General features: G+C 59.3%; 5 protein-coding genes and 2 pseudogenes. 3 read left to right on the top strand and 4 right to left on the bottom strand.

The features are described 5' to 3' along the window. Positions 1 to 51 precede the first annotated feature (51 nt). From BN1125_RS04790 to BN1125_RS19655, 3 genes are all read right to left on the bottom strand, one after another. The gene (locus BN1125_RS04790; protein ID WP_042010987.1) at positions 52 to 1302 is read right to left on the bottom strand and encodes a DEAD/DEAH box helicase; all 1251 of its coding nucleotides are present in this window, start codon (positions 1300 to 1302) and stop codon (positions 52 to 54) included. A 98-nt stretch (positions 1303 to 1400) separates the two neighbouring features. Further along, positions 1401 to 2906: a GGDEF domain-containing protein gene (locus BN1125_RS04785; RefSeq protein WP_042010986.1), complete on the bottom strand. Its 1506-nt coding sequence runs from the start codon at positions 2904 to 2906 to the stop codon at positions 1401 to 1403. 127 nt (positions 2907 to 3033) lie between these two features. Further along, positions 3034 to 3159 (bottom strand): hypothetical protein, encoded by a 126-nt coding sequence (locus tag BN1125_RS19655; protein ID WP_280136062.1) that lies wholly within the window; start codon positions 3157 to 3159, stop codon positions 3034 to 3036. A 316-nt stretch (positions 3160 to 3475) separates the two neighbouring features. Between BN1125_RS19655 and BN1125_RS04780 the strand changes: the two genes are divergently transcribed. Next, complete coding sequence (locus tag BN1125_RS04780) at positions 3476 to 4384, top strand: SAM hydrolase/SAM-dependent halogenase family protein (protein WP_042010985.1); 909 nt, start codon at positions 3476 to 3478, stop codon at positions 4382 to 4384. A gap of 81 nt (positions 4385 to 4465) precedes the next feature. On the opposite strand, the gene BN1125_RS04775 is transcribed toward BN1125_RS04780, so the two are convergent. Further along, positions 4466 to 5026: a gamma carbonic anhydrase family protein gene (locus BN1125_RS04775; RefSeq protein ID WP_033138393.1), complete on the bottom strand. Its 561-nt coding sequence runs from the start codon at positions 5024 to 5026 to the stop codon at positions 4466 to 4468. 228 nt (positions 5027 to 5254) lie between these two features. Between BN1125_RS04775 and BN1125_RS04770 the strand changes: the two are divergent. Continuing rightward, positions 5255 to 5900: pseudogene (locus BN1125_RS04770) on the top strand (ribonuclease T2 family protein). Positions 5901 to 6026: 126 nt separating this feature from the next. Beyond that, positions 6027 to 6262: pseudogene (locus tag BN1125_RS19475) on the top strand (nitronate monooxygenase); the annotation flags it as partial. Positions 6263 to 6661 lie beyond the last annotated feature (399 nt).

Raw genomic sequence — 6661 nt, 5'->3', positions numbered from 1 at the left:
AATACCGTTAGGGCAAGTACGTCGATTTAACGGCGCTTACGCAGATGTGGCTTAACGCCTGCCCTTGCCACCCTTATTGCCAGCGAGTGCCTGCTTTCTGGCGCGCTGCTTCTGGGCGGCCTTGCTGTTGCGGCGCGGCTCGGGCTCGAAGCGGGTCAGATCCGGCTCAAAGCCCGGGAACCACTGCTGGGGCAGGCGGGTGTCGAGCACCGCCTCCACCTTCTCCAACAGCGGCGCATCTTCCGGGCTGAACAAGGTGATAGCGAGCCCCTTGTTGCCCGCGCGTCCGGTACGACCGATGCGGTGGACGTAATCCTCCGCCACAAACGGGAATTCAAGGTTAATCACATAACTGAGATCCGAGATATCGAGGCCGCGGGCCGCCACGTCGGTGGCGACCAGCGCCTGCAGGGTACCGGCGCGAAACTCCAGCAGCACTTTTTCCCGCGCGCTTTGCGACAGATCGCCGTGGAAGGCCAGCGCATTGATGCCTGCCTTGCCGAGCTGCTGGGCCAGCTTGTCAGCCCCCTGTCGGGTGCGGCTGAAGATAAGCGCCGGTGCCCACCCTTTCACTTTCAGCATGTGCTCGACCAGCGCCAGCTTGCGATCGCTGTCCACCGTGTAGACCCGCTGCTCCACCTCGGCCGCCGTGGTGTTGCGCGGTGCCACTTCAATTAATTCGGGGTCACGCAGCAGTACCTTGCTCAAGGCAAACAGGTTGTCATCGCAGGTGGCCGAAAAGAGCAGGGTCTGGCGATCCGCCGGGATCTGTTTGAGCAGCGCCTTGATCTCGTCCATAAAGCCCATGTCGAGCATGCGATCCGCTTCGTCAAACACCAGATGGCGGAGGCTATCAAGGCTCAACGCACCCTGACGCAGATGGTCGAGCAGGCGGCCCGGGGTGGCGATCAGCAGATCCACCCCGGCTTGAAGCACCGCAACCTGCGCCGCGATACTCACCCCGCCGTAGACTTGCGTGCTGGTGAGACCGGTGCCCTGACCGTAACGCGCCACACTCTCGGCGACCTGCACCGCCAGCTCGCGGGTCGGCACCAGCACCAGCGCACGGATGGGGCGCGGGGACTCCTCTTGCGGTTGTGTTAGCAACTGATCCAGCAGAGGCAGCACAAAGGCGGCGGTCTTGCCGGTGCCGGTCTGGGCGCCCGCCATCAGATCCCGCCCCGCCAGAATGACCGGGATGGCGCGAGCCTGAATGGGGGTGGGGGCGGCATAGCCGAGCTCGCTCAGGGTCTGCTGCAGACGGGGGGACAGGGCCAGTTCGGCAAAAGAGGCAATGGACATAGAAGGCACCAGTATGGGGTTATCGTGGCCAGCGGCCACAACGACACAATCATCGTGGTCGCGATGGTAACAGAAGCAGGGGGATCGGCAGAAGGCGGCTATGACTCTGCGTCGTCCGGCAACGGGCGGATCAGCCGGATCTCTTTGCCCGTGTAGCAGGCGATGTTGTGCTTGCCGTGCTGTTTGACATGGTAGAGCAGTTCGTCGGCCAGATGCACCGCCTCGGTGATGGTGAGGTAGTCGCGAATGCGGATCACCCCGGCGGAGAAGGTGATGGGGGTGGGCAGCTCGGGGATCCCCAATGGTCGATCCAGCAGGCGGCCAGCGGAGTGGATCATCATCTCGTCATTCTCCATCCCATTGAACAGCACGATAAACTCCTCGCCGCCCCAACGGATGGCGCTATCCACTTTGCGGATATTGCTTCTGAGGTGGCGGGCAAAGGCGACCAGTGCCAGATCCCCGACGCCATGGCCATAGGTGTCGTTGATCGACTTGAAGTTGTCGATATCGAGGAGCATCAGGTAGTCGTGCTCGTGGAGCAGACTCTGGCTGAGAATATCTCGGCGCGGCAGCCGGGTCAGGTGGTCGGTGTGGGCCAGGGTGCGCAGCCGCAGATAGAGCTGCTTCCAGGCCACCATGCCCAGTAACAGCACGATGAGATAGACCTTGAAGGCAGCACTTTGCAGGGCCAGCTTGACGAAATCGAACCAGCTGTAGGACCACTTCAGATAGAGATCTTCCCCCGCCTTGGTGCGCATAAAGGGTTTGCTCAGGCAGAGATGCCTCGGGTGGCAGGGCTCGGCGGCTTCAAACGATATGTTGGTGCGGGTCGGGTTGATGGTGTCGAAGGGTCGCAGCACATCGTTAAATGCGTCATCGACGGCGATGTCGATACCGAGCAGCCCGTATTGGTAACCGCCGCGCCCCGACTGATGGATGAAGGGGAAGTACATCACTATGGTGTTGCGCATGCTGAAGCTGTCGATCTCGATATCGGAGACAAAGGCTTCATCGGCGCTGCAGAAAGGGCGGCCGGGCGCAAAGCCGGCACAACCGAAGTAGTGATACCAGGCTGGCAGGGTCATCAGATCCACCGTGATCGGCGTCAGTCTGGCGGGCAGAACATTGTTGTCGGCCACCATGCCGATCAGCCGGTAGTCATTCCTGATGGTGTAGATATTGATCACCTCCGGATAGGAGAGGGCATAGCGGAAGGTGTTGAGGATATTGGCAGCCGGGTATTGCAGCGGAATATCGGCAAAGCGGTATTTGCTTCTCAGGTCGTAGCTATAGAGGTAGTTGGTGTTTGGCTTGTTGCGTACGAGGTGGTTGGGGGACTCCTGCGACCGCTGGTAGGCGAGATAGCTGGTGATGTTCTCCACCTCGAGGATCTTGGCCCGCTGATAGAAGACCTCGAACACGTTCTTCTGCTTGGCGGTGATGAGATCCATATCGTGCCGCAGGCTCTGATAGGTGTAATAGAAGACGCAGCCCAATCCGGTCAGGGCGAGCAGGGCCACTCCGAGCACTTTGAAGATGAACTGGCGAGCAGACGCCGATGGCCAGTAAAGGGTTGGGGATTTACCTGAAAATAAGGTCATAGGAGCCTGGGTGAAGTACCGATAGGGGCGCAGTCGCGATACGGGCAAAGTATACACGGAGGACATCCCGACAGGATCCACCGACAAACCTTGCCAGAAGCTGAAGCCCTCACCACTTAATTTACCCTTACTCCACGATCAGCACGCTCTCGCTTGCCAGATGATGCAGCCACTCCCTGACGATCAGCAGCACGGCGGCAAAGTGCTCGTCGCGGGGCAGCAAGCTGGCAGCGAGGGGATCCCCTTCCGCCATGGCAGCGAGCTGGCCAAAGGCCGGCGGGTAGGGTGACGGGGCCGCTCAGCCAGACCTGGCTGCTCTGTTCACCAACCTCCGGCAGCAGGGTTATCGTCTCCGGTATGGGTGGTGTCATGGGACTGAGCGCCTGTATTGCAAACGTTTTTTGATTCTGCCTTTAATACTCCCGCCGTCGCCGTTTGGCGAACACAATTTCAGCGAGTCGTCCCTCACTTTGTTGCAAACCTCTTGCAAAAAAATCCATTGGTGGCAGTCTGGATGTCTAAATTGCTGTTGCCGTTTCGTTATCCTCAGATGATTCAGGAGTTCAGATATGGATATTCGCACCGCTCCTCGCGCTATCGCGCTTGCCCTCATGCTGGCCAGTGGCATCGCCGCCGCCAACGAAGCGCTGGTGATCCAGACCGATTTCGGCCTCAAGGATGGGGCCGTGTCGGCCATGAAGGGGGTCGCTTTCGGGGTGGATCGCACCCTGCCGCTCTACGACCTGACCCACGAGATCCCGGCTTACAACATCTGGGAAGCCTCCTACCGCCTCTACCAGACTCTGCAGTATTGGCCCAAGGGGACCGTGTTTGTCAGCGTGGTGGATCCCGGCGTAGGTACCGATCGCAAGTCGGTGGTGCTCAAGACCAAGAGCGGCCACTATATCGTCACGCCGGACAACGGCACCCTGACTCTGGTGGCCGAGCACTTCGGCATCGAGGCGGTGCGCCAGATCGACGAGAAGCTCAATCGTCTCAAGGGTTCGGAGAAGTCCTACACCTTCCACGGCCGCGATGTGTACGCCTACACCGGCGCACGGCTTGCCTCCGGCGCCATCAGCTATGAGCAGGTGGGCCCGCAGTTGCCCGCCGAGGTGGTGAAGATCCCCTATCAGCCTGCGGTAGCCGAGCAAGATGGCTCCCTCAAGGGCACCATCCCGATCCTCGATGTGCAGTATGGCAACGTCTGGAGCAATATCGATGATGCCCTGCTCACCCAGGCGGGGATCAACAAGGGGGATACCGCCTGCATCAAGATCAGCGAAGGGGATGTGGTCAAATATGACGGCAAGGCGCCTTACGTCAGCAGCTTCGGCGATGTGCCAGAAGGACAGCCGCTGGTCTACCTCAACAGCCTGCTACAGGTGTCGGTAGCACTGAATATGGACAGCTTCGCCGCCAAGTATCAGGTGCAATCGGGCGCCAACTGGCATATCAGCCTGAAGACGTGCTCTTGAGCCGCACATATATAAGTAGAGAGAGAAATAGCAACGGGCGCCTCGGCGCCCGTTTTGTTGTCTGGTAATTAAAGAAAAGGATCAGAACTCGTTGGAAAGCGCCTTGTACCCTTTGACCAGATCGATATTGGTGTGAGCCACGTCTTCGGAGAATTCGGCGGCATCGACCGAGACCCGCGGAATATGGGTCAGATCGCTCTGCTGATTGATGCGGGTGGTGGAGGGGACGTAGAACTCCGGCGGCAGATCGCAGCCATCGATCACCGAGTTGTGACGCACCACGGCGCCATCGCCGATATGGCAGTTGAACAGCACGCTGTTGAAACCGATAAAGACCCGGTTCCCCACTTCGCACGGCCCGTGGACTATGCTGCGATGGGCGATGGAGCTGTACTCGCCGATGGTGACGGCGGCGCCGGATTTGGAGTGGATCACCACCCCGTCCTGAATGTTGGAGTTGGCGCCGATGACGATGGGCTCCATCTCGCCGTTGGCATCCACTTCGTCGGCGCGGATCACCGCATAGGGGCCGACGAAGACATTCTCTTTGATGATCACCTTGCCGCAGATGATGGCGGTCTTGTCGATATAGGCGGATTCGTCGATGACAGGCAGATGGCCGGAGGGATTCTTGCGGATCATGGTACATCCTGTTGAAGAAGAAAGCGGACGGGAAACAGGCCGGACGTGCGGGCCCGCCGGAAAGACAGCTTACGCCTTGGCGTCGGGAGGGGAAACCCTTTACTGGTCTGACTCCGACAAGTAGCCTGCGCCAGGCAGGGTGTTTCCTCTGGGAAAATATGGGGGCATGGCTGTTCCCGAGGGTGAAACGGCCCTTTCGCCATTTTTTGCATAACCCTGGATACCAAGATGAAGAAGACTGTTGTGCTGCTCGGCATGCTGCTGGCCCCCTGGTTCTCCTCTGCCGTTCTGGCCAAAGGGGAGGCCGGTGAATTTGACTATTACGCCATGGCACTCTCCTGGTCGCCCGAGTATTGCGCCGTCAAACCGGCCGATCGGAACCAGTGTTCCCGCAAGCTGGGGTTTGTGCTGCACGGTCTCTGGCCCCAGTATCAGCGGCTACCCGAGCAGTTGTACCCGCGAGCGGTTCGATCCCGATATGGAGAGTGAGTTTACCGGGCTCTATCCCAGCCGTTTTCTCTATCGCCATGAGTGGGAGAAGCACGGTACCTGCGCCGGCCTGAGCCAGAGCGACTTTCATCAGCTGGCTAGCGACCTGCGCCAGAAGGTGAAAATCCCGGCGGCCTATCAATCCCCGGAAGAGCCGCTGCGCAAAAGCAGCTTCCAGCTCAAGGCCGATCTGGCGAGCGGCAACGAGTGGCTGGCTCCCGACAACATCACGGTGGCCTGCGCCGATGGTGGCCGCTTTCTGCGGGAGATCTATATCTGCGTCAATAAAGAGGGGACGGATGCGGTCACCTGCTCCGCCGAGATGCAAAAGCGCGAGCGCCACTCCTGTGGTCAGCCGGACTTCCTGCTGCGCAGTGTGCGTTGACACCTTATCTTCATCAGGCCCCTCGCGGGCCTGATGTGCAATGACGGATTGGAAAGGAATCTGACAGATGGATGGCAACAACCGGTTTGGCCCGACAGCGCGGGCCCTGCAGGGAGTGGTGGTCGAATGAGTTCGTTTGGCGAGCTGGGGATACGTTACCCCATTATTCAGGCACCGATGGCCGGAGTGCAGGACAGCGCGCTGGCGCTGGCCGTGACTCGCGCGGGTGGCTTGGGTCCTTGCCTGCGGCCATGCTCACGCCAGCCGAGTTGCGTAGCGAACTGGTACGTCTTGCCCAAAGTGGTCTTGGGCCATTTAGCATCAACTTCTTCTGCCATCAGCCACCGCCGAAAAGGCGGTGGACAGCGGCTTTTCGCCGCTGTGGGCTGGGCAGAATCTATCGGGCTGTCGTGCGCTGCCCGCCATCGAACTGATGGCATCTTGGGTCAACGAAGCCGGTTTGAGCTCAATCCTTCTGTATATATCTTTATGGCAGAAGCGGAGCAGGGGGGCATAGGGTGGCCAGTCGCAAGCTGGTGGGGGGCAATCAGGGGAATATGCCAGCGAAACACCCTGATCCCACACAGCTCTGTGGATAAGTCTGTATAAAGGCTGTGTGTTGATATGAATAACTAAAAAAGTGCACTTTTTTGCAATTTAATTGCTTTAAAGCCTTGCTAATGTGAGCAGGGTCTCTATAATGCGCCTCCATCGACAGGGCAAGCGGCAACGCAGAAAGCCTAGTCGATAGCCTCGAAAAG

It is taken from the genome of Aeromonas fluvialis, assembly GCF_000819885.1.
GTDB lineage: Bacteria > Pseudomonadota > Gammaproteobacteria > Enterobacterales > Aeromonadaceae > Aeromonas > Aeromonas fluvialis.
The sequence above is the reverse complement of the archived record's forward strand: the minus strand, read 5'-3'. Positions and strand labels throughout refer to the sequence as shown.

Excerpts from the sequence above, each read along its gene's own strand:
- BN1125_RS04790 (WP_042010987.1), bottom strand. The coding sequence starts at position 1,302 with ATGTCCATTGCCTCTTTTGCCGAACTGGCCCTGTCCCCCCGTCTGCAG.
- BN1125_RS04785 (WP_042010986.1), bottom strand. The coding sequence starts at position 2,906 with ATGACCTTATTTTCAGGTAAATCCCCAACCCTTTACTGGCCATCGGCG.
- BN1125_RS19655 (WP_280136062.1), bottom strand. The coding sequence starts at position 3,159 with ATGGCGGAAGGGGATCCCCTCGCTGCCAGCTTGCTGCCCCGCGACGAG.
- BN1125_RS04780 (WP_042010985.1), top strand. The coding sequence starts at position 3,476 with ATGGATATTCGCACCGCTCCTCGCGCTATCGCGCTTGCCCTCATGCTG.
- BN1125_RS04775 (WP_033138393.1), bottom strand. The coding sequence starts at position 5,026 with ATGATCCGCAAGAATCCCTCCGGCCATCTGCCTGTCATCGACGAATCC.